This window comes from Pseudomonas sp. NFPP28, from assembly GCF_900115535.1.
Lineage (GTDB): Bacteria > Pseudomonadota > Gammaproteobacteria > Pseudomonadales > Pseudomonadaceae > Aquipseudomonas > Aquipseudomonas extremorientalis.
The window spans coordinates 162412-186323 of sequence record NZ_FOWT01000002.1 but is presented as its reverse complement, the minus strand read 5'-3'; the positions used below and the strand labels follow the sequence as shown (position 1 = coordinate 186323).

The following is a 23912-nucleotide window of genomic DNA, read 5'->3' as shown; positions in this document are numbered from 1 at the left end:
GCCTCATTGTTTCAGCTTCGCTTGCCGCTTACGACGAGCTTCCGGAGCCCAGTCAAGGGCGCCCACTCGGAATAGGTAGACAAGACCTGCCAACAGAATTGCTATGAAAACGAGGGCTTCGACGAATCCGGTCCAGCCGCTTTCGCGGACGGACACAGACCAGGCAAAGAGAAAGAGGGCTTCGATATCGAAGATCACGAACAGCATCGCGACCAGATAGAATTTGGCTGAGAGCCGCAAGCGGGCGCCACCTGTAGGCAGCATGCCGGACTCGAACGGTTCATTTTTGCTGCGGCCCCAGGCTTTTGACCCGAGGAGGCTGGAAACACCGAGCATGAAGGCGCAGAGGCCGACAACACCGAGGAGGAAAATGGCAAAGCCCCAGTTGTGGGCCATGAGTCCTGTCGCTTCGGTCATGCTGGAAATCCTTAACAGAGAGCAAAGGTCTCTGAGCTCGAAAAAGTAACGATGCAGTGACGATATGTCGCACTGCAATCAATCGCGGTGATTTTATGGCTAAACACCGGGCAAGTAAAATTCCGATAGCGAAATTATTCGATGGAATAAGCACATAGTGCACCTTCTTGGGGCTGCAGCCCTTGTGTGGCGGGCATTAGCGGGCATTTAATCAAATGTGTTTTGTTTAACCGGTAACGAAGTTTTCACGAGCTAAATGATAATGAATATTGTTTGCGCGGGTTTTAAGCGGGTGTGTGTGGTGGGGCGGGGGAAGTTGCTGTTACTTGGTTGAATACCGCTTAGTTGCCGACGGGGATCTTTTAACCGATTTGATCCCTGCAAATACCGCTCTGGATCAATGTTTTGCACAAAATCCAGAGCCTCGTCGGCATTTCCAGTGTGTGAGGGGGCTTGCCCCCTCCCACAGGTTGATCTTCATTTTGACAGGGAGGTTTTTCACGGGGCAAAAAAACGCCCCGAACAGGTCGGGGCGTGATCTTTGTGCGGCACTGCGGTTAGGTCTTCCCTGGGGCTGCAGTGGCCGTGTACTCAGTCAATCAGTGGAACTGCTCTTCTTCGGTCGAACCGGTCAGCGCGGTCACGGACGAGGTGCCGCCCTGGATCACGGTGGTCATGTCGTCGAAGTAGCCGGTGCCCACTTCCTGCTGGTGTGCCACGAAGGTGTAGCCCTTGGCGGCGTCAGCGAACTCCTGCTCCTGCAGCTTCACGTAGGCGGTCATGTCGTTGCGGGCGTAGTCGTGCGCCAGGTTGAACATGCTGTGCCACATGTTGTGAATGCCGGCCAGGGTGATGAACTGGTGCTTGTAGCCCATGGCGGACAGTTCGCGCTGGAACTTGGCGATGGTCGCGTCGTCCAGGTTCTTCTTCCAGTTGAAGGAAGGCGAGCAGTTGTAGGACAGCAGTTGGTCCGGGTATTCCTTCTTGATCGCTTCGGCGAAGCGACGGGCTTCGTCCAGGTCCGGCTTGGCGGTTTCGCACCAGATCAGGTCGGCATACGGCGCGTAGGCCAGGCCGCGGGCGATGGCCTGGTCGAGACCGGCACGTACCTTATAGAAACCTTCCTGGGTGCGCTCGCCAGTCACGAATGGCTGGTCGTACGGGTCGCAGTCCGATGTCAGCAGGTCAGCCGCGTTGGCATCGGTACGCGCCAGGATGATGGTCGGCGTGCCGGCAACGTCAGCGGCCAGGCGGGCAGCGGTCAGTTTCTGTACGGCTTCCTGGGTCGGAACCAGTACCTTGCCGCCCATGTGGCCGCATTTCTTCACGGACGCCAGCTGGTCTTCGAAGTGCACGCCGGCAGCGCCAGCCTCGATCATGCTCTTCATCAGTTCGTAGGCGTTGAGTACGCCGCCGAAACCGGCTTCGGCGTCGGCCACGATCGGCGCGAAGTAGTCGATGTAGCCTTCATCGCCCGGGTTCTTGCCGGCTTTCCACTGGATCTGGTCGGCACGACGGAACGAGTTGTTGATGCGCTTGACCACGGTCGGCACCGAGTCCACCGGGTACAGCGATTGGTCGGGGTACATGGATTCAGCGGAGTTGTTGTCCGCCGCCACTTGCCAGCCGGACAGGTAGATCGCCTGGATACCGGCTTTCACCTGCTGGACTGCCTGGCCGCCAGTGAGGGCGCCCATGCAGTTGACGAAATCTTTGTCGGGACGGAAGGCCGGCTTGGCACCTTGTGTCACCAGGTTCCACAGCTTCTCGGCGCCGAGTTTTGCAAAGGTGTGCTCAGGTTGAACCGAGCCACGCAGGCGGACGACGTCAGCAGCGGAATAAGCGCGGGTCACGCCTTTCCAGCGTGGGTTTTCAGCCCAGTCTTTCTCGAGGGCTGCAATTTGCTGTTCGCGTGTCAGTGCCATGGAAGTAAACCTCGTCGCGTCTTCGTGTGGTGGAAAAATCCATTTGCCAGCCCTGCATTCAAATGCGTGGGCAGGGCTGCTCGCTGACCAGAAGCTTAGGCGGTCATGTCGGGTCTGACGGGGAATGCGACGGGATGAACGATTGGCGAGAGGGTGGAGCAGGTACAGGTGGACCGAGAACAGTCTCCGGGCGTCGTGGGCCCTCGGGTGTTCAACAGCGTGTAGCCGGGTTACCTGGTTAGCTTCCGTCCCTCGGGACAACTTCGTTCCAGTCGCAACCTCGTCAAACACGCCTTGTGGGCGGTACAGACACGAATCGGCTCGGGTGGGTAGCTTGGAGCGACGATCCGAAGGCCCTTGCCAGGGCCTCTGATTAGCGGGAGCGAGGCCATCATGCCCATGCTTTTTTGGATCGTCAAATGTTTTGTAGTGCTTTTTTTCAAGCACTACATCTTTAGTCTAATACGACTCGTCAGTCAGTTTTTGGTGCTTCAGTTCAGGGTGTCGACCTTGACCCGTACTGTCAGGTCATCGCGGCCCTGAGTAGAGTAGCTGCGGGTTGCAGAGGATTTGTCGGCCTGGGTCTCGCGATTGATGCCGGCCAGGGTGATCCATTCACCCAGGCGCCCGCTGACGGTTGTGTCGGTACTCTGTACGTTCACTACATCGGGACGCTCCTGGCTCATGCGGTCACGGTTGGTACTGATCGCCAGGTGTACGGTCTCGCCGGTGACGCTGGCGGTCACGTAGAAGCCCTGGGTCACGTTGCGATACTGGGTCTGGTTCTGCAGGCGGCCATAGCTGTCCTGCTGGGTGGTGGTGAGCGGTACGCTCTGGCCGACCTGGATCAGCGCGGGCACGCCTTCACTGGCCTGGATCTGCTGGACGCCGCCGTCGCGGCTGGTGGTGCCGTAGCTGATGATGCGGGTCTGGCTGTCACCGGTGTTCTGCTGGTTGTTTTCGTTGGTGTCGACGGTGATCAGCAGGCGTTTGGCCGGCGTATCCAGCTGGGAAAGCAGGGCGCGCAGGTCCTGGATCTTGCCGGGGTCGGCCTTGACGATCAGTTGGTTGCCGTAGGCGCTGACGGTGCCGTCCTTGCCGATGAAGTTCTGTGCCACTGGCAGCAGGTCGGCGCTGGTACGGTTGCTCAGGTTGACGACTTCGGTGTCGGCCATGGCCGCGGCGCTGGCGGTCAGGAGGAGGGCGGTGAGCAGGGTGCGTAGGGACATGTCCGTTATCTCTGCGAGTCAAAGGCTGGATAGTGCCAGTTTGTCGGCCTGGCCGGGTGCAAGTTGAATCGTAGACGGCAAAATGCCCTGGCATGGCAGGGCATTGTTGGTGTTGCTGAAATGGCTATCGGGGGCAAGCCCCCTCCCACACTTGGCCGCATTCCAAAGGACTTACTCGGTCAAAAAGTGGGAGGGGGCTTGCCCCCGATGGCAGCGACGCGATCTCGGATCAGCCCTCGCGCACCATATCCACATGCGGAATCCCGACTTCAAGAAATTCGTCACTGACGATCTTGAAGCCCAGCCGCTCATAAAACGGTGCTGCATACACCTGCGCACTCAGGAACTGCCTGGTCTGGCCACGTTGTTCGGCCACGCTAATCACCGTTTCCATCAGCTTGTCGCCGACCTTCAGCCCGCGCCAGTCCTTGAGGACCGACACGCGGCCAATCTCGCCGCTGGGTAGCAGGCGGGCGGTACCGATCGGAAAATCACCTTCGAATGCAAGGAAATGCACTGCGCCGGCGTCGTCCGCGTCCCACTCCAGCTCCGGTGGAACCGATTGTTCAGCGATAAACACCGCTTCACGAATGCGCCGAATCTCGGCGATATCCTTTTGCCAGTCCGCGACACTTACGTGAATCCTATTCATCGGCAAATCCCAGGCTTCCTTGCTTGACCAATTCACACAGCAGGTCGCGACCGTCTTCGTCTGCCAGCCATTCGCCCAGGTTCTCGCTGTGCAGCGCATCGGCCGAACACACCAGCTTCAGCAGTTCACGCAGCTTGCCCGGCAGGTAACGGCTCTGGCCGCTGGCAAACAGCAACACATCGTCGTCCACTTCGGACCAGGCCAGGCGTGCGCTCGGGTTGCGCACCAGGATGGCGCCGTCCTGCAGGCTGCTGATGAAGTCGTCTTCGCCCAACTCTTCGCCGGCCACCAGTTCAGGATAGCGCGGTTCGGTCATGAACTGGCCGAACCAGGTCAGCAGCATGCGCTCATCGCTCATGTGCTCGGCCAGCAGGCTCTTGAGGCGGTCCAGGGCGTCGCTCTGGATCTGGTGCGGGTCGCTGACCGGCTGGGCGTCAGCGTCGGTATAGCGCTCTTCGTCGGTCAGGTACTGGCTGAGGAAGTCGGTGAAGTGGGTCAGCACTTCGGCCGCGCTCGGTGCACGGAAGCCCACGGAATAGGTCATGCAGTCGTCTTCGGCAATGCCGAAGTGCGCCAGGCGCGGCGGCAGGTAAAGCATGTCGCCCGGTTCCAGGACCCACTCGGCGCTTTCTTCGAATTCGGCGAGGATACGCAGGTCGGCGTGCTGCAGCAGCGCGCTTTCGGAGCTGCACATCTGGCCGATCTTCCAGTTGCGCTTGCCCTGGGCTTGCAGCAGGAACACGTCGTAGTTGTCGAAGTGCGGGCCAACGCTGCCGCCCGGTGCGGCGAAGCTGATCATCACATCGTCGATGCGCCAGCTCGGCAGGAAGCGGAACTGCTCCAGCAACTCGGCCACTTCCGGCACGAACTGGTCGACCGCCTGTACCAGCAGGGTCCACTCGCGCTCGGGCAGGGTGCTGAAGGCATCTTCGGCGAACGGGCCGCGACGCAGCTCCCACGGGCGCTCGCCATGCTCGATCACCAGGCGCGACTCGACTTCTTCTTCCAGCGCCAGGCCGGCCAGTTCGTCGGCGTCGATCGGGCTTTCGAAATCAGGGATGGCCTGGCGGATCAGCAGCGGTTTTTTCTGCCAGTAGTCGCGCAGGAATTCCCGTGCCGTGATGCCGCCCAGAAGTTGAAGAGGGATATCAGGATTCATGTGTAACCTATTGAAAAAAAGCACTTTTCAGACTGGAATAAAAACGCCCGGCGCGGCCGGGCGTCTCAAAGGGTCTTGCGATGATCAGATGCGCTTGGCTTGCTCTACAGCGTTGCCAATGTAGTTGGCCGGGGTGAGCAGTTTCAGCTCGGCCTTGGCGGCGGCTGGCATGTCCAGGCCGTCGATGAAAGTTTGCAGTGCTTCAGGGCTGATGCCCTTGCCGCGCGTCAACTCTTTGAGCTTTTCGTACGGGTTTTCGATGTTGTAGCGGCGCATCACGGTCTGGATTGGTTCGGCCAGGACTTCCCAGCATGCGTCCAGGTCAGCGGCGATCTTCTGCTCATTGAGCTCAAGCTTGCTGATGCCCTTCAGACTGGCTTCGTATGCGATCACGCTGTGAGCGAAGCCCACGCCGAGGTTGCGCAGCACGGTGGAGTCGGTCAGGTCGCGCTGCCAGCGGGAGATCGGCAACTTGCTGGCCAAGTGCTGGAACAGGGCGTTGGCAATGCCGAGGTTGCCTTCGGAGTTTTCGAAGTCGATCGGGTTGACCTTGTGCGGCATGGTCGACGAACCGATTTCACCGGCAATGGTGCGCTGCTTGAAGTAGCCCAGGGAGATGTAGCCCCAGATATCGCGATCGAAGTCGATCAGGATGGTGTTGAAGCGCGCAATGGCGTCGAACAGTTCGGCAATGTAGTCATGCGGTTCGATCTGCGTGGTGTAGGGGTTGAAGCCCAGGCCCAGCTCGTCTTCGATGAAGGCGCGGGCGTTGGCTTCCCAGTCGATCTCCGGGTAGGCCGACAGGTGGGCGTTGTAGTTGCCTACGGCGCCGTTGATCTTGCCCAGCAGCGGTACGGCGGCGACTTGAGCGATCTGGCGTTCCAGGCGGTACACCACGTTGGCCAGTTCTTTGCCCAGGGTGGTCGGCGACGCCGGCTGGCCGTGGGTGCGCGACAGCATCGGCACGTCGGCAAAGCGGATGGCCAGTTCGCGGATGGCATTGGCGGTCTGGCGCATCAGCGGCAGCATCACGTCATCACGGCCTTCGCGCAGCATCAGGGCGTGGGACAGGTTGTTGATGTCCTCGCTGGTGCAGGCAAAGTGGATGAATTCGCTGACCTGGGCCAGTTCCGGCAGCTTGGCCGCTTGCTCTTTGAGCAGGTATTCGATGGCTTTTACGTCGTGGTTGGTGGTGCGCTCGATCTCCTTCACACGCTCGGCGTGCTCCAGGGAGAAGTTTTCCGCCAGAGCGTCGAGCACAGCGTTGGCTTGCGCGGAAAACGCCGGCACTTCGCTGATGGCGGGGTGAGCGGCCAGGCGCTGGAGCCAGCGCACTTCAACCAGTACGCGAGCACGGATCAGGCCGTATTCGCTGAAAATAGGGCGCAGGGCCTGGGTTTTGCCGGCGTAGCGGCCGTCTACAGGGGAAACCGCAGTGAGCGAAGAGAGCTGCATGGGGTGTTCTCGGACAGTCGGGCAACGAAATGGGGCGCGTATCATACATGAAAAAATCCGCCGGTCCGTTGCCAACTGACCGGCGTATTACGCGTAACGGCTTGAAAATGGCCTGTTGCTGCGACTTATTCGTTGCGCATCAACGGGTAAAGCTCTTTGAGCAATTTGCGACGGCTGATCACCAACTGCCAACGATGACCACCCAACTGGCGCCACAACCGCGCCGAGCGAATACCGGCCAGCAGCAGGGCGCGGATTTTCGAGGCGTTGTTCGGTTGCTGCAGGTTGCGCATGTCGCCGTGCACCTGGATGCGCTGGCGCAGGGTGCTCAAGGTGTCCTGGTACAGCGCGCCACAGGCGGCGATCACGTTTTCGTGGGCCGGGCCGAAGTGTTCCACCTGGGACTGGATCTGCGGCAGGCGTTTGCCGATGGTTTCCAGCATGTCTTCGCGCTTGGCCAGTTGACGCTCGAGGCCGAGCATCGACAGGGCATAGCGCAACGGCTCGCGTTGCAGGGTGCTGGGGTCGCGCTCCAATGCGCCGATCAGTGCGCGATAACCTTCGCGCAGCGCCAGGTCGTCGCCGCCGTAGACCTCCAGGGTGTCCTTGGGGTCGCGGATCAGCAAGCTGCCGAGCATGCAGGTCAGGCCGGCCTCGGTGACCTGGCCGGTCTTGGCAATCTTGTCCACCAATACCGCGGCGAGGAACACCCCGCCCAGTGCCGTCAATTGCTCCTGGGTCGGGCTCATGCCTTCTGGCTCCAGGCTTCGGCGATTTCAATCACGCCGCCGCCCAGGCAGATTTCGCCGTCGTAGAACACCACGGACTGGCCAGGGGTGACCGCGCGTTGCGGGTCATCGAAGGTGGCGCGGTAGCCGGTGGCGGTTTTTTCCAGGGTGCACGGCTGATCACTCTGGCGATAGCGCACTTTGGCGGTCAGGCGGCGTGGCGTGCTCAGGTCGATCGGGTTGACCCAATAGATTTCCGAAGCGAGCAGAGCGCCGGAGAACAACAGCGGGTGCTCGTTGCCCTGGCCGACGATCAGCACGTTGTTTTCCAGGTCCTTGACCAGCACGTACCACGGCTCTTCACCGGCGTCTTTCAAGCCGCCGATGCCCAGGCCCTGGCGTTGGCCGATGGTGTGGTACATCAGGCCATGGTGACGGCCGATGACGTCGCCTTCGGTGGTGTGGATCTCGCCCGGTTGCGCCGGCAGGTATTGCTTGAGGAAGTCGCTGAAGCGGCGCTCGCCGATAAAGCAGATGCCGGTGGAATCCTTCTTCTTGGCGGTAGCCAGGCCGTGTTTCTCGGCGATCCTGCGCACTTCGGGTTTTTCCAGCTCGCCTACCGGGAACAGGGTCTTGGCGATCTGTTCGCCGCCGACGGCATGCAGGAAGTAGCTCTGGTCCTTGTTCGGGTCCAGGCCCTTGAGCAGTTCGGTGCGGCCATCGATGTCGCGGCGGCGCACGTAGTGGCCAGTGGCGATCAGGTCGGCGCCGAGCATCATGGCGTAGTCGAGGAACGCCTTGAACTTGATTTCGCGGTTGCACAGGATGTCCGGGTTGGGCGTGCGGCCGGCCTTGTATTCGGCCAGGAAGTGCTCGAACACATTGTCCCAGTACTCGGCGGCAAAGTTGGCGGTGTGCAGCTTGATGCCGATCTTGTCGCACACGGCCTGGGCGTCCGCCAGGTCGTCCATGGCGGTGCAATATTCCGTTCCATCGTCTTCTTCCCAGTTCTTCATGAACAGGCCTTCCACCTCATAACCCTGCTCCATGAGCAGAACGGCGGAAACGGAAGAATCCACGCCGCCGGACATGCCGACGATGACGCGCTTCTTTTGTGTGTCAGAAGGGGCTGGATCACGCATAGGGTTTCAACGGGTGTCTTGAAAAAGGACGCGATTCTATCAGGCTCAGGCCTTCAAGGCTAAAGAGAAGGGCGGATCAATTCGAGGCTATGGCGCTGGCCGGCCAGATAATCATCGATACAGCGGATAATCAGCTCGCTGCGCCAGTCTTCGCGTACCGCCATCAGCTCGTCACGGCTCAGCCAGCGGGCGCGGATGATGCCTTCGTCGAGTTGATAGTCCGGGTGGTGTTTCAGGGCTTTGGCGATGAAGCAGACCCGTTGGTAGGTCACGCCGTTGCTGGGGGCGGTGTACAGGTAGATGCCGACGATACCAGTGGCCTCGACGTCCCAGCCGGTTTCTTCGAGGGTTTCGCGGATGGCGGCTTCGGTCAGGGTTTCATGCGGGTCGAGGTGGCCGGCGGGCTGGTTGAGCACGGCGCGGCCGCCCTTGAGTTCTTCGACCATCAGGAACTTGCCGTCGTCTTCGACGAGGGTGGCGACGGTGATGTGGGGTTGCCAGGTCATGGTTGCCTCTGGATTTAAGATGCGGTGCTGTCCTGGAACAGGATAACAGTCAGTGTGGGAGGGGGCTTGCCCCCGATGAGGGCGTGTCAGTTGATCTATCTGTGCCTGACCCACCGCTATCGGGGGGCAAGCCCCCTCCCACATTTTGATTGGGTTTTTTCAGCAAAAAGGCACATAAACAGAAACCCCGGCACAGGGCCGGGGCTTGTTTGCATCCTTACAACCTTACTTCAACTTGGCAATCGCCGCATTGAGGGTGTTGCTTGGGCGCATGGCCTTGCTGGTCAGTTCCGGGTTCGGCGCGTAGTAGCCGCCGATGTCCACTGGCTTGCCCTGGACGGCGTTGAGCTCGGCAACGATGGTTGCCTCGTTCTCGGTCAGGGTCTTGGCCAGTTCGCCGAACTGCGCTTGCAGTGCAGTGTCTTCGGTCTGGGCGGCCAGGGCTTGAGCCCAGTACAGCGCCAGGTAGAAGTGGCTGCCGCGGTTGTCAATGTTGCCGACTTTGCGCGATGGCGACTTGTTGTTGTCGAGGAACTGGCCGGTGGCCTGGTCCAGGGTCTTGGACAGGACCAGGGCTTTCGGGTTGTTGTACGTCACACCCAAATGCTCGAGGGACGCAGCCAGGGCCAGGAACTCGCCCAGGGAATCCCAGCGCAGGAAGTTCTCTTCCACCAGTTGCTGTACGTGCTTCGGCGCCGAACCGCCGGCACCGGTTTCGAACAGGCCACCGCCGTTCATCAGTGGCACGATGGACAGCATCTTCGCGCTGGTGCCCAGTTCCATGATCGGGAACAGGTCGGTCAGGTAGTCGCGCAGAACGTTGCCGGTCACCGAGATGGTGTCCAGGCCCTTGCGGGTGCGCTCCAGGGTGAACTTCATCGCGTCGACCGGCGACATGATGCGGATGTCCAGGCCTTCGGTGTTGTGGTCTTTCAGGTAAGCCTGAACCTTCTCGACCACGACGCCGTCGTGTGCACGCTGAGGGTCCAGCCAGAAGATGGCCGGGGTGTTGCTGGCGCGGGCACGGTTGACGGCCAGTTTGACCCAGTCCTGGATCGGCGCGTCTTTGGTCTGGCACATGCGGAAGATGTCGCCGGCTTCGACTTTCTGTTCCATCAGCAGGTTGCCCTTGCTGTCGGTGACGCGGACTACGCCGTCAGCCTTGATCTGGAAAGTCTTGTCGTGGGAGCCGTACTCTTCGGCTTTCTTCGCCATCAGGCCGACGTTCGGCACGCTGCCCATGGTGGTTGGGTCGAAGGCGCCATTGGCCTTGCAGTCTTCGATGACCGCCTGGTAGATGGTGGCGTAGCAGCGATCCGGGATCACCGCCTTGGTGTCGTGCAGCTGGCCGTCGGTGCCCCACATCTTGCCGGAGTCACGGATCATGGCCGGCATCGAGGCGTCGACGATCACGTCGCTCGGCACGTGCAGGTTGGTGATGCCTTTGTCGGAGTTGACCATCGCCAGGGCAGGGCGAGCCGCGTAGACGGCCTGGATGTCAGCTTCGATCTGCGCTTGCTGCTCGGCCGGCAGGGCCTTGATGCGCGCGTACAGGTCGCCGATGCCGTTGTTCAGGTTGAAACCGATCTGCTCCAGCACGGTGGCGTGCTTGGCCAGGGCGTCTTTATAGAACTCGGCAACGATCTGGCCGAACATGATCGGGTCGGAGACCTTCATCATGGTGGCTTTCAGGTGAACCGACAGCAGCACGCCTTGTTTCTTGGCGTCTTCGATTTCAGCGGCGATGAACGCACGCAGGGCTTTCTTGCTCAGCACGGCGGTGTCGATGATTTCGCCGGCCTGTACCGAGGTCTTTTCCTTCAGGACGGTGGCGGTGCCGTCCTGGGCGATCAGCTCGATTTTGACAGCATCAGCGCCTTCGATCTGTACGGCTTTTTCGCTGCCGTAGAAGTCGCCATTGCTCATGTGGGCGACGTGCGACTTGGAGTCGGCAGTCCAGGCGCCCATTTTGTGCGGGTGCTTGCGCGCGTAGTTCTTGACCGACAGCGGTGCGCGGCGGTCGGAGTTGCCTTCGCGCAGTACCGGGTTCACGGCGCTGCCCTTGACCTTGTCGTAACGTGCGCGGGTTTCTTTTTCCGCGTCGGTGGTTACGGTTTCCGGGTAGTCCGGCAGGGCGTAGCTCTGGGCCTGAAGTTCCTTGATCGCGGCTTGCAGCTGCGGGGTCGAGGCGCTGATGTTAGGCAGTTTGATGATGTTGGCTTCAGGCGTAACGGCCAGGTCGCCCAGTTCGGCGAGGTGGTCCGGGATAGCCTTGGCACCCAGTTGCTCGGGGAAGCTTGCGAGGATGCGCGCGGCGAGGGAGATGTCGCGGGTTTCCACGGCAATATCAGCGGAAGCGGTGAAGGCCTCTACGATAGGCAGCAGTGAATAGGTGGCGAGGGCCGGGGCTTCGTCGGTGAAGGTGTAGATGATCTTCGAGCGGGTGGGCATATTCGGATTAACTCTCTTCTTTGCTGAAAGCGTGCGCAGAAACTCGAGATGCGCCGGGTGGAGCGCGTTCGTTCAAAGTCATCCATGAGCGAAATGTCGAGGTTTCTTCGCGGTGATGTTGGGTTGCATCAGTCGAGCGTCAAGCGGGTGGACTATTGTAATAGTCCTGCTTTGTAGCGGAAGGCTGTGTTCTAGAGCGGTCCGCCGTCGTGACTCTTTGGTCAGCGGCGGCATTATACATAGGTCGCTATGCTTACGCCGAGCCTTCATACAAAAGGTGTGTCGTCCATTGGTCTAAAGGTCGCAGGTACCCGATTGCGACGAAAGTCGCACGATGTGCTCAAGATTGGCGATTTTGCCTTTGCTTTCAGGCTTGTAGGCGACAAATTATGCTGTTTTCGATGCAAATGAGCATGGCGCGAGGTTTCAGTCGCCATTTATCTGGAGTAGGCTCGAACGCAGCCAGATGTTCAATCCATAGATGGAGTTCAGCATGGGATACAAGAAGATTCAGGTTCCGGCAGTCGGCGACAAAATCACCGTCAATGCAGACCATTCTCTCAATGTTCCTGACCAACCGATCATCCCTTACATTGAAGGTGACGGTATCGGTGTCGACATCAGCCCGGTGATGATCAAGGTAGTCGACGCCGCTGTTGAAAAGGCCTACGGCGGCAAGCGCAAGATCTCCTGGATGGAGGTTTATGCTGGCGAGAAAGCAACTCAAGTCTACGACCAGGACACCTGGCTGCCCCAGGAAACCCTGGATGCGGTCAAGGATTACGTGGTCTCCATCAAGGGCCCGCTGACCACCCCGGTGGGTGGCGGCATCCGTTCGCTGAACGTGGCCCTGCGCCAACAACTCGACCTGTATGTGTGCCTGCGCCCGGTGCGCTGGTTCGAAGGCGTGCCCAGCCCGGTCAAGAAGCCTGGCGACGTGGACATGACGATCTTCCGGGAAAACTCCGAAGATATTTACGCCGGTATCGAGTGGAAGGCCGGTTCGCCTGAGGCGATCAAGGTGATCAAGTTCCTCAAGGAAGAAATGGGCGTGACCAAGATCCGTTTCGACCAGGATTGCGGGATTGGCGTGAAGCCGGTCTCGAAGGAGGGTACCAAGCGCCTGGCGCGCAAAGCCCTGCAATATGTAGTGGATAACGACCGCGACTCGCTGACCATCGTGCACAAAGGCAACATCATGAAGTTCACCGAAGGTGCCTTCAAGGAATGGGCCTATGAGGTGGCGGCTGAAGAATTTGGCGCGACGCTGCTGGATGGCGGCCCGTGGATGCAGTTCAAGAACCCCAAGACTGGCAAGAATGTGGTGGTCAAGGATGCTATCGCCGACGCCATGCTCCAGCAGATCCTGTTGCGTCCGGCTGAGTATGATGTGATCGCCACCCTCAACCTGAACGGCGACTACCTGTCTGATGCCCTGGCGGCGGAAGTGGGGGGGATCGGTATTGCGCCGGGTGCCAACCTTTCGGATACCGTGGCGATGTTCGAGGCGACCCACGGTACTGCGCCGAAGTATGCGGGCAAGGATCAGGTCAATCCGGGTTCGCTGATTCTGTCGGCAGAGATGATGCTGCGCCATATGGGCTGGACCGAGGCGGCGGATTTGATCATCAAGGGCACTAATGGCGCGATTTCTGCCAAGACTGTGACTTATGACTTCGAGCGTCTGATGGATGGCGCCACCCTGGTGTCTTCGTCTGGCTTCGGTGATGCGCTGATCTCGCACATGTAAGCGACAGGGGTAAAAAACCGGCCACACCGTAAACGGGATGGCCGGTTTTTTTATTGGGCGCCTGCTCGGTGGCTGATCAGGCTAATTGCTCTTTTGATTTTTGAGCGACGCCCTCTCTGGCTGTGCCGATGGTGACTGGCGCACTGATTTCGATCGCGTGCTTGCCTTTGGGCCCCTGAATAATGTCAAAGGAGACCGGCTGCCCCGCTTTCAGCGTTTTATAACCGTCCATTTTGATCGCTGAGTAATGCGCAAAAAGGTCTTCATCCTTGCCGTCTTCAATAATGAAGCCGTACCCTTTGGCATTGTTGAACCACTTGACCTTACCGCTTGCCATACCCATATCCCTCTGCACCAGACTCCATCACTGGAGTATCATCCAGTTTATCCGTCCTAACCCGAATAAATAAGGTTGACTGCGCGGACCTTTTTTACCCAATGTGGGTTCTATTGGTTGTAACACCGTTTCGCCGATAGTCAAGGCGACCAGTCGGTCAGAGTTGAAATTCTGACAGGTCGCCCCCACCACTGTATTTGAACCACTGACGAACCTTTCTTTCCATGCATGCAAACAGCCAGATTCGACTAACATTCAATCAGGATCGACCGGATCAGCAACATGATGACGACGGTTCTGCAGGCATTGCTGTTCAGGAGGCCAAGCCTGCTCTACAGGCGCCGCCGATGTACAAGGTGGTTTTGTTCAATGATGACTACACACCGATGGATTTCGTGGTCGAAGTGCTCGAGGTGTTTTTTAACCTGAACCGCGAGTTGGCGACCAAGGTAATGCTGGCCGTTCACACAGAAGGACGGGCAGTATGTGGAGTGTTTACCCGCGACATCGCCGAGACAAAGGCCATGCAGGTCAACCAGTACGCCAGGGAAAGCCAGCATCCGCTACTCTGTGAAATCGAGAAGGACGGTTAACGCCGACCACTTGGGTATGAGGTGAAGCTATGTTAAACCGCGAGCTCGAAGTCACCCTCAATCTTGCCTTCAAGGAGGCTCGTTCGAAGCGTCATGAGTTCATGACCGTCGAACACCTGCTGCTGGCACTTTTGGATAACGAAGCTGCCGCCACCGTTCTACGTGCGTGCGGCGCCAACCTCGACAAACTCAAGCATGACCTGCAGGAGTTTATCGACTCCACAACGCCACTTATTCCAGTCCACGATGAAGACCGTGAGACCCAGCCAACCCTGGGCTTCCAGCGGGTGCTTCAGCGTGCCGTGTTCCATGTTCAGAGCTCCGGTAAGCGTGAAGTCACGGGCGCCAATGTGCTGGTGGCGATTTTCAGCGAACAGGAAAGCCAGGCAGTGTTCCTGCTCAAACAGCAGAGCGTTGCCCGTATCGATGTCGTCAACTACATCGCCCACGGTATCTCCAAGGTGCCCGGGCACGGCGATCATTCCGAGGGTGAGCAGGATATGCAGGACGACGAGGGCGGTGAGTCTTCTTCTTCGGGCAATCCACTGGATGCCTATGCCAGCAACCTCAACGAACTGGCGCGCCAGGGGCGGATCGATCCGCTGGTGGGGCGTGAGCTCGAGGTTGAGCGTGTCGCGCAGATCCTCGCGCGTCGTCGCAAGAACAACCCGTTGCTGGTGGGCGAGGCAGGCGTGGGTAAAACCGCGATTGCCGAAGGCCTGGCCAAGCGCATCGTGGATAACCAGGTGCCGGACCTGCTGGCCAACAGCGTCGTCTACTCCCTTGACCTGGGCGCCTTGCTCGCCGGGACCAAGTACCGTGGCGACTTCGAGAAGCGCTTCAAGGCGCTGCTCGGTGAGCTGAAAAAACGCCCGCAGGCGATCCTGTTCATCGACGAAATCCACACCATCATTGGTGCCGGTGCGGCCTCCGGTGGGGTGATGGATGCCTCCAACCTGCTCAAGCCGCTGCTGTCGTCGGGTGATATACGCTGCATCGGCTCGACCACGTTCCAGGAATTCCGTGGCATCTTCGAGAAAGACCGTGCCCTGGCACGTCGCTTCCAGAAGGTCGACGTGTCCGAACCTTCGGTAGAGGACACCATCGGCATCCTGCGCGGGCTCAAGGGGCGCTTCGAGGCGCACCATGGCATCGAGTACACCGATGAAGCACTGCGTTCAGCCGCTGAGCTGGCGTCGCGCTACATCAATGACCGGCACATGCCGGACAAGGCCATCGACGTAATCGACGAAGCCGGTGCCTACCAGCGTCTGCAGCCGGTCGAGAAGCGTGTAAAACGCATCGACGTGCCGCAGGTCGAGGATATTGTGGCGAAGATCGCGCGGATTCCGCCAAAACACGTCACCAGCTCCGACAAGGAGCTGCTGCGTAACCTGGAGCGCGACCTCAAGCTGACCGTGTTCGGTCAGGATGCGGCCATCGACTCGCTGTCCACCGCGATCAAGCTGTCGCGTGCAGGCCTCAAGTCGCCGGACAAGCCGGTGGGTTCGTTCCTGTTTGCCGGCCCGACCGGTGTCGGCAAGACCGAAGCGGCCCGGCAACTGGCCAAGGCCATGGGTATCGAGCTGGTGCGGTTCGACATGTCCGAATACATGGAGCGTCACACCGTGTCGCGCCTGATTGGCGCGCCTCCGGGTTATGTCGGTTTCGACCAGGGCGGCCTGTTGACCGAGGCGATCACCAAGCAACCGCATTGCGTGCTGCTGCTCGATGAAATCGAGAAGGCCCACCCTGAAGTCTTCAACCTGCTGTTGCAGGTGATGGATCACGGGACCCTGACCGACAACAACGGGCGCAAGGCGGATTTCCGCAACGTGATCGTGATCATGACCACCAACGCCGGTGCCGAAACGGCCGCGCGGGCTTCCATTGGCTTCGCGCATCAGGATCACTCGTCCGATGCGATGGAAGTCATCAAGAAGAGCTTCACGCCTGAGTTCCGCAACCGCCTGGACACCATTATCCAGTTTGGTCGCCTCAGCCATGAGGTTATCAAGAGCGTGGTGGACAAGTTCCTCACCGAGCTCCAGGCGCAGTTGGAAGACAAGCGCGTGCAGCTGGAGGTCACGGACGCGGCGCGCAGCTGGCTGGCCGAAGGCGGCTACGATGCGGCAATGGGCGCACGCCCAATGGCGCGTCTGATCCAGGACAAGATCAAGCGGCCGCTGGCCGAAGAGATCCTGTTTGGCGAGCTTTCCGACCATGGTGGCGTAGTGCACATCGACCTGAAGGACGGCGAGCTGACCTTCGAGTTTGAAACTACAGCTGAAATGGCCTGATCCATAGCGGCGAGCTTCAATGTGGGAGGGGGCTTGCCCCCGATAGCAGTGTTTCAGTCGCTACATGGGTGACTGATTCACCGCTATCGGGAGCAAGCCCCCTCCCGCATTGGGTTGTGGCACTTGGTAAATAGCACGCACACAAAAACGCCCGGCATAACCGGGCGTTTTGTATTGACTTGCTTAGCGAGCGCGGTAAGTGATGCGCCCTTTGCTCAAGTCATAGGGCGTCAGCTCGACGCGCACTTTGTCACCGGTAAGAATACGAATGTAGTTCTTGCGCATCTTGCCGGAGATATGCGCGGTTACGACGTGCCCATTTTCCAACTCCACACGAAACATGGTGTTGGGCAGGGTGTCGACGACAGTGCCTTCCATTTCGAAGCTGTCTTCTTTCGACATGCAGTAAAGCCCTCGGTATCCAGTGAATGGCCCGGTGCAACTGCGCCAGGCAAAAGCGGCGTGCATTGTGCCCGAAAAAGGGTGTTCAAGCCAAGGGGTTCTAGTTAAGCACGACCCATCTTTGATTAATCAGCAGTTCAATGGGCCGATATTGGGTCTTGTAGTTCATCTTTTTGCAGTTCTTGATCCAGTAGCCGAGGTACACCGCCTCCAGTTCCTGGCGCAAGGCTTCGCCAATCTGCCAGAGGATCGCAAAGCGTCCCAGGCTGCGGCGTTCTTCGGCGGGTTCATAGAAGGTGTAGACCGCCGACAGGCCGTTAGGCAACAGATCGGTCACCGCGACAGCCACCAGCCGGCCGTCCGCACGAAATTCGTAGAAGCGCGAGAAGGGCAGGTCGCGGACCAGGAACGTGGAAAACTGATCGCGGCTGGGCGGGAACATATCGCCGTCAGCGTGGCGTTGTTCGATGTAGCGCTGGTAAAGGTCGAAATATTCTTCGGTGAAGCGCGGCTTGGCCGACGTCACCGTCAGGTCGGCGTTGCGCTTGAGGATGCGTTTCTGGTTGCGGTCCGGCAGAAACTGCGCAACGGGGATGCGTGCGGGCACGCAGGCATTACAGTTCTGGCAATGCGGCCGGTACAGATGGTCGCCACTGCGCCGAAACCCCATCTCCGACAGGTCGGCATACACATGCACGTCCATAGGCTGGCTGGGGTCGAGGAACAGCGTGGTGGCCTGCTCGTCGGGCAGATAGCTGCAAGAGTGGGGTTGAGTGGCATAAAACTTCAAACGCGCCAACTCGGTCATGATCAACCCTCGGATAAGCTTTGAAATAAGTGTAAGCCAGGAGCGCGGATGTCGCCTAGGAAACCCACGGTCCGGCGTTGGGCTGGTCCAGATGGTCGTGCAGGAACCCTGCGAAGTCGCTGCGGGATATGGCGCGGGCACCCAGGCTGTGCAGGTGATCGTTGGGCATCTGGCAGTCGATCAGCACAAAGCCCCAGGCCTGCAATTGATGGGTCAGCGTGGCAAAGCCGAATTTCGAAGCGTTGTCCGCGCGGCTGAACATGGACTCACCAAAAAACAGCTGGCCCATTGCGAGGCCGTAGAGGCCGCCTACCAGTTCACCCTTGTCCCAGACCTCCACCGAATGCGCGTAGCCGCGCTGGTGCAGTTCCAAGTAGGCGCTCTGGATGCCTTCGGTGATCCAGGTGCCATCGGCATAGGCGCGTGGCGCCGCGCAGGCCTGGATGACGGCGGCGAAGTCCTGGTCGAAGGTCACGCTGTAGCGCTGTTGGCGCAACAGTTTGCCCAGGCTGCGCGATACATGCAGTTCGTCGGGGAATATCACGGTGCGTGGGTCGGGCGACCACCAGAGGATCGGTTGGCCCTCAGAAAACCAGGGGAAGCAGCCATGACGGTAGGCTTGGATCAGCCGTTCGGCGCTGAGATCACCGCCGGCGGCGAGCAAGCCATTGGGTTCGCGCATGGCCTTGGCCAGTGGGGGGAAAGTCAGTGAATCGCGTTGTAACCAGGTCAGCATGGCATCCAGGCTTTACGGAAGGGGAGGGGAGTGGCAGGAATGACACCTGCGGCGGCAGTGCTGATTATTGTCGACCTGGCGCCATCGGACCAGCCCGGATCGGACATTAAGGTGGATTAGCGTGAGCAGGTGTTTCTGCAACTCTATGCCGGGGGCGTGGTCGTAATCGGGTCTGTTCCATGCAGGCCATTTGCCAAGCTTGCCTCGATTGGTAAAAACAGCTCATAAGCCTTTGTCAGCAAAGACAATGCATGCTCAAATTGAACATCTTGTGACACACAATTGGCTATGCTGCTGGAAGAGCGCCAAGCGGCGTGGCATCAGGGACACAAACCCGTACAATGCGGCCATTGTGGCGTTATCGTCATTTCATCCAGCAATAGTCCGGTGTTAAACAGTAGATTCAACGACGCTCGTTCATTTTTCAGCTGCTCGGATTGGGCAGTATTTGCAGTCATTCAACAGATGGACGCGCTAAAGGCGCAGGAAAAGACCCGTTTTGAAGAAATCCGCCGCAACACCTAAAGCAGCAGTCGTGCCGGCCTGGCGCCAGCACCTGCATTATCGCCTCAAGGAAGGTGCGCTGATCGCGATCGGCGCGCTGTGCCTGTTCCTGATGATGGCCTTGCTGACCTATGGCAAGGACGATCCGGGCTGGAGCCACAACAGCAAGATCGAAGACGTGCAGAACTTCGGTGGCCCTGCCGGTTCCTACAGCGCCGATATCCTGTTCATGGTGCTGGGTTACTTCGCCTATATCTTCCCGTTGCTGCTGGCGATCAAGACCTGGCAGATCTTCCGCCAGCGCCATGAGCCGTGGCAGTGGAGCGGCTGGCTGTTCTCCTGGCGCCTGATCGGCCTGGTGTTCCTGGTGTTGTCCGGCGCGGCGCTGGCGCATATCCATTTCCATGCACCCACCGGCCTGCCGGCGGGCGCCGGTGGTGCGCTGGGCGAAAGCCTCGGCGACCTGGCGCGCCGGACCCTGAATATCCAGGGCAGTACCCTGATGTTCATCGCCTTGTTCCTGTTCGGCCTCACCGTGTTCACCGACCTGTCATGGTTCAAGGTGATGGACGTGACCGGCAAGATCACCCTCGACCTGCTGGAGCTGTTCCAGGGCGCCGCCAATCGCTGGTGGGCGGCCCGTGTCGACCGCAAGCGCATGGTGGCCCAACTGCGTGAGGTCGACACCCGTGTCAACGAAGTGGTGGCCCCGAGCACACCGGACCGGCGTGAGCAGGCCAAGGTCAAGGAACGCCTGATCGAACGCGAACAGGCCTTGAGCAAGCACATGTCGGACCGCGAGAAGCAGGTGCCGCCAGTGATTGCTCCCGCGCCGCCCAAGCCGGCCGAACCGAGCCATCGCGTACAGAAAGAGAAACAGGCGCCGTTGTTCATCGACAGCGCCGTCGAAGGCACCTTGCCGCCGATCTCGATCCTCGACCCGGCCGAAAAGAAACAACTCAACTATTCCCCAGAGTCCCTGGCGGCCGTCGGCCACCTGCTGGAAATCAAACTCAAGGAATTCGGCGTCGAAGTCTCGGTGGACTCCATCCATCCCGGCCCGGTGATCACCCGTTACGAAATCCAGCCGGCCGCCGGTGTGAAGGTCAGCCGCATCGCCAACCTGGCGAAAGACCTGGCCCGCTCCCTGGCCGTGACCAGCGTGCGCGTGGTGGAAGTCATTCCCGGCAAGACCACCGTGGGTATCGAGATTCCCAACGAAGACCGCCAGATCGTGCGCTTCTCCGAAGTGCTGTCGACGCCCGAGTACGACAACTTCAAGTCGCCGGTCACCCTGGCCCTGGGCCATGACATCGGTGGCAAGCCGGTGATCACCGACCTGGCGAAGATGCCCCACCTGCTGGTCGCCGGTACCACCGGTTCCGGTAAGTCGGTGGGGGTGAACGCGATGATCCTGTCGATCCTGTTCAAGTCCGGCCCGGAAGACGCCAAGCTGATCATGATCGACCCGAAGATGTTGGAACTGTCGATCTACGAAGGCATTCCACACCTGCTGTGCCCGGTGGTCACCGACATGAAGGACGCCGCCAACGCCCTGCGCTGGAGCGTTGCCGAGATGGAGCGCCGCTACAAGCTGATGGCGAAGATGGGCGTGCGTAACCTGTCGGGCTTCAACGCCAAGATCAAGGAAGCCCAGGAACGCGGCGAGACCATCGACGATCCGTTGTACCGGCGCGAAAGCATTCACGACGAAGCGCCAAAGCTGACCAAGCTGCCGACCATTGTGGTGGTGGTCGACGAATTCGCCGACATGATGATGATTGTCGGCAAGAAGGTTGAAGAGCTGATCGCGCGTATTGCCCAGAAGGCCCGTGCCGCCGGTATTCACTTGATCCTTGCCACCCAGCGGCCGTCGGTGGACGTGATCACCGGCCTGATCAAGGCCAACATCCCGACGCGCATGGCGTTCCAGGTGTCGAGCAAGATCGACTCGCGGACCATCATCGACCAGGGGGGCGCCGAACAACTGCTCGGCCATGGCGACATGCTCTACATGCCGCCGGGCACCAGCCTGCCGATCCGGGTGCACGGCGCCTTTGTTTCCGACGATGAAGTGCATCGTGTGGTGGAAGCCTGGAAACTGCGCGGCGCACCGGAGTACAACGATGACATCCTCGCGGGCGTGGAAGAAGCCGGCAGCGGCTTCGATGGCGGCAGCGGCGGTGGCGACGATGATGCCGAGACCGATGCGCTGTACGATGAAGCCGTGGCGTTCGTGCTCGAAAGCCGTCGAGCCTCGATTTCCGCGGTGCAACGCAAGTTGAAAATCGGCTACAACCGTGCCGCTCGTATGATCGAAGCCATGGAAAACGCTGGCGTCGTGACCGCAATGAACACCAACGGCTCGCGTGAAGTCATTGCCCCCGGGCAGATGCGCGACTGATCCCGCGCCGCGTGACAGCACGCGGCGCGTCCTGACTACTCAATGAGGACTCCCATGCGCTTTATCCGCATGCTGTTGTTGCCGGCACTGGCCCTGACCGCTGTTTCGGCTCACGCTGACCCGGCCTCCGTCGCCAGCCTGAAGAATCTGCTCGACAAATCCCAGACCCTGACCGCGCGCTTCTCCCAGTTGACCCTGGATGCCGGCGGCACCCAGTTGCAGGAAACCGCCGGCGAAATGGCCGTGCAGCGTCCTGGCCTGTTCTACTGGCACACCGAGGGCAAGGCCGAGCAGACCATCGTGTCCGATGGCCAGAAGGTCACCCTGTGGGACCCGGACCTGGAACAGGCGACCATCAAGAAGCTCGACCCGCGCCTGAACCAGACCCCGGCGCTGTTGCTCTCAGGTGACGTGTCGAAGATCAACGACAGCTTCGACATCACCTCCAAGCAGACCAGCAACGTGATCGAATTCACCCTCAAGCCGAAATCCAAGGACACGCTGTTTGACACCCTGTCCTTGTCGTTCGGTAACGGCGTGATCAACAACATGCGCCTGATCGACAGCGTCGGCCAGCGCACCGATATCCTGTTCTCCGGGGTCAAGGCCAACCAGCCGGTACCGGCGTCCAAGTTCAAGTTCGACATCCCCAAGGGTGCCGACGTGATCCAGGAATAAATTCCCCAGAGGTTTCAAACGCTGCCCATGGACCTGTTTCGAAGTGACCCGATTGCCCAGCCACTGGCCGCACGCCTGCGTTCGACCAACCTGGACGAGTACGTCGGTCAGGAACACCTGCTCGCTCGCGGCAAGCCCCTGCGTGAAGCCCTGGAGCAGGGTGCGCTGCACTCGATGATTTTCTGGGGGCCGCCGGGGGTGGGCAAGACCACGTTGGCGCGGCTCTTGGCGAAGGTCTCGGATGCGCACTTCGAAACGGTCTCGGCGGTACTCGCCGGGGTCAAGGAGATCCGCCAGGCGGTGGAAGTCGCCAAGCAGCAGGCGGGGCAGTACGGCAAGCGCACCATCCTGTTCGTCGACGAAGTGCACCGTTTCAACAAGTCGCAGCAGGATGCGTTCCTGCCCTATGTGGAAGACGGTACGCTGATCTTCATCGGCGCCACCACCGAAAACCCTTCGTTCGAGCTCAACAACGCCTTGCTGTCGCGGGCGCGGGTCTATGTGCTCAAAAGCCTGGACGAGGCGGCGATGCAGAAGCTGCTGCAGCGCGCCTTGAACGAAGACAAGGGCTTGGGCAAGCGCCAACTGAGCGTGAGCGAAGAGGGCTTCAAGATCCTGCTGACGGCCGCCGATGGCGATGGTCGTCGTTTCCTCAACCTGTTGGAAAACGCCTCCGACCTGGCCGAAGACGGCGGTGAGATTGGCGTCGACCTCCTGCAAAGCCTGCTCGGCGACACGCGGCGCCGCTTCGACAAGGGCGGCGAGGCCTTCTACGACCAGATCTCGGCACTGCACAAATCCGTGCGCGGCTCCAACCCCGACGGTGCGCTGTACTGGTTTGCACGCATGATCGATGGCGGTTGCGACCCGCTGTACCTCGCTCGCCGTGTGGTGCGCATGGCCAGCGAAGACATCGGCAACGCCGACCCGCGTGCACTGAGCCTGTGCCTGGCGGCATGGGACGTACAGGAACGCCTCGGTAGCCCGGAAGGCGAGTTGGCGGTGGCCCAGGCCATCACCTACCTGGCCTGCGCGCCAAAAAGCAACGCGGTGTACATGGGCTTCAAGTCCGCATTGCGCGCCGCCGCCGAATATGGCTCGCTCGAAGTGCCGATGCACCTGCGCAACGCGCCGACCAAGCTGATGAAGCAGCTGGGTTATGGCGATGAATACCGTTACGCCCACGATGAGCCGGATGCCTACGCGGCCGGTGAAGACTATTTTCCCGATGAGCTTGAACCGTTGCCGCTCTATCAGCCGGTGCCCCGTGGCCTGGAGCTGAAGATCGGCGAAAAGCTCAATCACCTCGCGCAACTCGATCGACTCAGCCCCAGACAGCGGAGAAAGTAGTGTTCAAGACGATTCTTGCCGTGTCCGCAGCCGGCATCGCTGGTACATTATTGCGTTTCGCCACCGGCACCTGGGTCAGCGCCAACTGGCCCAGGCATTTTTACGCGGCGACCCTGGCGGTCAACCTGGTGGGCTGCCTGATCATCGGGCTGTTGTACGGCTGGTTCCTGTTGCGCCCGGAAGTACCGATTGAAATTCGCGCCGGCTTGATTGTCGGCTTTGTAGGCGGTCTGACGACCTTTTCATCCTTTTCACTGGATACGTTGCGCCTGCTGGAAAGCGGGCAGGCCCTGATAGCCTTCGGGTACCTGGGCATCAGCGTATTCGGCGGGCTGCTCGCTACCTGGGCCGGCCTGTCCTTGACCAAACTTTGATAAACGAGAGAC

Annotated in this window: 22 protein-coding genes; 8 read left to right on the top strand and 14 right to left on the bottom strand. The window is 60.0% G+C overall.

Going from position 1 to position 23912, the window contains the following annotated elements; translation table 11 throughout:
* Window positions 1-3: 3 nt before the first annotated feature.
* The 10 genes from BM110_RS06250 to BM110_RS06205 all read right to left on the bottom strand — a co-directional run bounded on the left by BM110_RS06250 (window position 4) and on the right by BM110_RS06205 (window position 11664).
* Window positions 4-417 (bottom strand): NADH-quinone oxidoreductase subunit A, encoded by a 414-nt coding sequence (locus BM110_RS06250; RefSeq protein WP_003219575.1) that lies wholly within the window; start codon window positions 415-417, stop codon window positions 4-6.
* A gap of 599 nt (window positions 418-1016) precedes the next feature.
* Window positions 1017-2342, bottom strand: a complete 1326-nt coding sequence (aceA, locus tag BM110_RS06245; protein WP_093512772.1) for an isocitrate lyase — start codon at window positions 2340-2342, stop codon at window positions 1017-1019.
* Between the two features lie 491 nt (window positions 2343-2833).
* A complete protein-coding gene (locus BM110_RS06240) occupies window positions 2834-3571 on the bottom strand; it encodes a secretin N-terminal domain-containing protein (RefSeq protein WP_071491903.1) in 738 nt (245 codons plus the stop codon).
* 229 nt (window positions 3572-3800) lie between these two features.
* Window positions 3801-4223, bottom strand: a complete 423-nt coding sequence (locus BM110_RS06235; protein WP_093512770.1) for a GNAT family N-acetyltransferase — start codon at window positions 4221-4223, stop codon at window positions 3801-3803.
* Window positions 4216-5382 carry a ribosomal protein uL16 3-hydroxylase gene (locus BM110_RS06230; RefSeq protein WP_093512768.1) on the bottom strand — a complete coding sequence of 389 codons (1167 nt, stop codon included), beginning with the start codon at window positions 5380-5382 and terminating at the stop codon, window positions 4216-4218. Before BM110_RS06230 ends, BM110_RS06235 begins: the two co-directional genes overlap by 8 nt.
* A gap of 84 nt (window positions 5383-5466) precedes the next feature.
* Window positions 5467-6837, bottom strand: a complete 1371-nt coding sequence (purB, locus tag BM110_RS06225) for an adenylosuccinate lyase (protein ID WP_071491900.1) — start codon at window positions 6835-6837, stop codon at window positions 5467-5469.
* A gap of 125 nt (window positions 6838-6962) precedes the next feature.
* Window positions 6963-7586 carry a high frequency lysogenization protein HflD gene (hflD, locus tag BM110_RS06220; protein WP_016969254.1) on the bottom strand — a complete coding sequence of 208 codons (624 nt, stop codon included), beginning with the start codon at window positions 7584-7586 and terminating at the stop codon, window positions 6963-6965.
* Window positions 7583-8707, bottom strand: coding sequence for a tRNA 2-thiouridine(34) synthase MnmA (gene mnmA, locus BM110_RS06215; protein ID WP_071491899.1), 1125 nt, complete (start codon window positions 8705-8707; stop codon window positions 7583-7585). The genes hflD and mnmA overlap by 4 nt, the downstream gene beginning before the upstream one ends.
* 59 nt (window positions 8708-8766) lie before the next feature.
* The gene (locus tag BM110_RS06210; protein WP_093512766.1) at window positions 8767-9213 is read right to left on the bottom strand and encodes an NUDIX hydrolase; all 447 of its coding nucleotides are present in this window, start codon (window positions 9211-9213) and stop codon (window positions 8767-8769) included.
* Window positions 9214-9438: 225 nt separating this feature from the next.
* A complete protein-coding gene (locus tag BM110_RS06205; RefSeq protein ID WP_093512764.1) occupies window positions 9439-11664 on the bottom strand; it encodes an NADP-dependent isocitrate dehydrogenase in 2226 nt (741 codons plus the stop codon).
* Between the two features lie 493 nt (window positions 11665-12157).
* Here BM110_RS06205 and icd point away from each other — a divergent pair, with 493 nt between their 5' ends.
* Window positions 12158-13414, top strand: coding sequence for an NADP-dependent isocitrate dehydrogenase (gene icd / locus BM110_RS06200; protein WP_028616796.1), 1257 nt, complete (start codon window positions 12158-12160; stop codon window positions 13412-13414).
* Between the two features lie 76 nt (window positions 13415-13490).
* Here icd and cspD read toward each other — a convergent pair whose 3' ends face one another.
* Window positions 13491-13757 carry a cold shock domain-containing protein CspD gene (gene cspD, locus BM110_RS06195; protein ID WP_093512762.1) on the bottom strand — a complete coding sequence of 89 codons (267 nt, stop codon included), beginning with the start codon at window positions 13755-13757 and terminating at the stop codon, window positions 13491-13493.
* Window positions 13758-13975: 218 nt separating this feature from the next.
* Between cspD and clpS the strand changes: the two genes are divergently transcribed.
* Window positions 13976-14344, top strand: a complete 369-nt coding sequence (clpS, locus tag BM110_RS06190; RefSeq protein WP_071491895.1) for an ATP-dependent Clp protease adapter ClpS — start codon at window positions 13976-13978, stop codon at window positions 14342-14344.
* 29 nt (window positions 14345-14373) lie between these two features.
* Window positions 14374-16644: an ATP-dependent Clp protease ATP-binding subunit ClpA gene (clpA, locus tag BM110_RS06185; protein ID WP_071491894.1), complete on the top strand. Its 2271-nt coding sequence runs from the start codon at window positions 14374-14376 to the stop codon at window positions 16642-16644.
* 183 nt (window positions 16645-16827) lie between these two features.
* Here clpA and infA read toward each other — a convergent pair whose 3' ends face one another.
* The 3 genes from infA to aat form a co-directional block, all read right to left on the bottom strand.
* Window positions 16828-17046 (bottom strand): translation initiation factor IF-1, encoded by a 219-nt coding sequence (gene infA / locus BM110_RS06180; protein ID WP_002553999.1) that lies wholly within the window; start codon window positions 17044-17046, stop codon window positions 16828-16830.
* Window positions 17047-17146: 100 nt separating this feature from the next.
* Entirely contained in the window at window positions 17147-17854 is a 708-nt protein-coding gene (locus BM110_RS06175) for an arginyltransferase (RefSeq protein WP_071491893.1), read from the bottom strand.
* Between the two features lie 55 nt (window positions 17855-17909).
* A complete protein-coding gene (aat, locus tag BM110_RS06170; RefSeq protein ID WP_071491892.1) occupies window positions 17910-18590 on the bottom strand; it encodes a leucyl/phenylalanyl-tRNA--protein transferase in 681 nt (226 codons plus the stop codon).
* A 282-nt stretch (window positions 18591-18872) separates the two neighbouring features.
* On the opposite strand from aat, the gene BM110_RS29260 reads away from it, so the two are divergent.
* The 5 genes from BM110_RS29260 to crcB are packed head-to-tail and all read left to right on the top strand — an operon-like array spanning window position 18873 to window position 23900.
* On the top strand, window positions 18873-19115 hold the full coding sequence (locus BM110_RS29260) for a hypothetical protein (protein WP_139212897.1): 243 nt from the start codon (window positions 18873-18875) through the stop codon (window positions 19113-19115).
* A complete protein-coding gene (locus BM110_RS06165) occupies window positions 19090-21498 on the top strand; it encodes a DNA translocase FtsK (RefSeq protein WP_071491891.1) in 2409 nt (802 codons plus the stop codon). Before BM110_RS29260 ends, BM110_RS06165 begins: the two co-directional genes overlap by 26 nt.
* 54 nt (window positions 21499-21552) lie before the next feature.
* Complete coding sequence (lolA, locus tag BM110_RS06160; protein WP_071491890.1) at window positions 21553-22176, top strand: outer membrane lipoprotein periplasmic chaperone LolA; 624 nt, start codon at window positions 21553-21555, stop codon at window positions 22174-22176.
* A gap of 27 nt (window positions 22177-22203) precedes the next feature.
* Window positions 22204-23526, top strand: a complete 1323-nt coding sequence (locus BM110_RS06155) for a replication-associated recombination protein A (protein WP_071491889.1) — start codon at window positions 22204-22206, stop codon at window positions 23524-23526.
* Entirely contained in the window at window positions 23526-23900 is a 375-nt protein-coding gene (gene crcB, locus BM110_RS06150; protein ID WP_071491888.1) for a fluoride efflux transporter CrcB, read from the top strand. Before BM110_RS06155 ends, crcB begins: the two co-directional genes overlap by 1 nt.
* The last annotated feature ends 12 nt before the right edge of the window (window positions 23901-23912 follow it).

What these genes read in the sequence shown, in the direction of transcription:
- BM110_RS06250 (WP_003219575.1), bottom strand. Translation starts at nt 417, where the DNA reads ATGACCGAAGCGACAGGACTCATGGCCCACAACTGGGGCTTTGCCATT.
- aceA (WP_093512772.1), bottom strand. Translation starts at nt 2,342, where the DNA reads ATGGCACTGACACGCGAACAGCAAATTGCAGCCCTCGAGAAAGACTGG.
- BM110_RS06240 (WP_071491903.1), bottom strand. Translation starts at nt 3,571, where the DNA reads ATGTCCCTACGCACCCTGCTCACCGCCCTCCTCCTGACCGCCAGCGCC.
- BM110_RS06235 (WP_093512770.1), bottom strand. Translation starts at nt 4,223, where the DNA reads ATGAATAGGATTCACGTAAGTGTCGCGGACTGGCAAAAGGATATCGCC.
- BM110_RS06230 (WP_093512768.1), bottom strand. Translation starts at nt 5,382, where the DNA reads ATGAATCCTGATATCCCTCTTCAACTTCTGGGCGGCATCACGGCACGG.
- purB (WP_071491900.1), bottom strand. Translation starts at nt 6,837, where the DNA reads ATGCAGCTCTCTTCGCTCACTGCGGTTTCCCCTGTAGACGGCCGCTAC.
- hflD (WP_016969254.1), bottom strand. Translation starts at nt 7,586, where the DNA reads ATGAGCCCGACCCAGGAGCAATTGACGGCACTGGGCGGGGTGTTCCTC.
- mnmA (WP_071491899.1), bottom strand. Translation starts at nt 8,707, where the DNA reads ATGCGTGATCCAGCCCCTTCTGACACACAAAAGAAGCGCGTCATCGTC.
- BM110_RS06210 (WP_093512766.1), bottom strand. Translation starts at nt 9,213, where the DNA reads ATGACCTGGCAACCCCACATCACCGTCGCCACCCTCGTCGAAGACGAC.
- BM110_RS06205 (WP_093512764.1), bottom strand. Translation starts at nt 11,664, where the DNA reads ATGCCCACCCGCTCGAAGATCATCTACACCTTCACCGACGAAGCCCCG.
- icd (WP_028616796.1), top strand. Translation starts at nt 12,158, where the DNA reads ATGGGATACAAGAAGATTCAGGTTCCGGCAGTCGGCGACAAAATCACC.
- cspD (WP_093512762.1), bottom strand. Translation starts at nt 13,757, where the DNA reads ATGGGTATGGCAAGCGGTAAGGTCAAGTGGTTCAACAATGCCAAAGGG.
- clpS (WP_071491895.1), top strand. Translation starts at nt 13,976, where the DNA reads ATGCATGCAAACAGCCAGATTCGACTAACATTCAATCAGGATCGACCG.
- clpA (WP_071491894.1), top strand. Translation starts at nt 14,374, where the DNA reads ATGTTAAACCGCGAGCTCGAAGTCACCCTCAATCTTGCCTTCAAGGAG.
- infA (WP_002553999.1), bottom strand. Translation starts at nt 17,046, where the DNA reads ATGTCGAAAGAAGACAGCTTCGAAATGGAAGGCACTGTCGTCGACACC.
- BM110_RS06175 (WP_071491893.1), bottom strand. Translation starts at nt 17,854, where the DNA reads ATGACCGAGTTGGCGCGTTTGAAGTTTTATGCCACTCAACCCCACTCT.
- aat (WP_071491892.1), bottom strand. Translation starts at nt 18,590, where the DNA reads ATGCTGACCTGGTTACAACGCGATTCACTGACTTTCCCCCCACTGGCC.
- lolA (WP_071491890.1), top strand. Translation starts at nt 21,553, where the DNA reads ATGCGCTTTATCCGCATGCTGTTGTTGCCGGCACTGGCCCTGACCGCT.
- BM110_RS06155 (WP_071491889.1), top strand. Translation starts at nt 22,204, where the DNA reads ATGGACCTGTTTCGAAGTGACCCGATTGCCCAGCCACTGGCCGCACGC.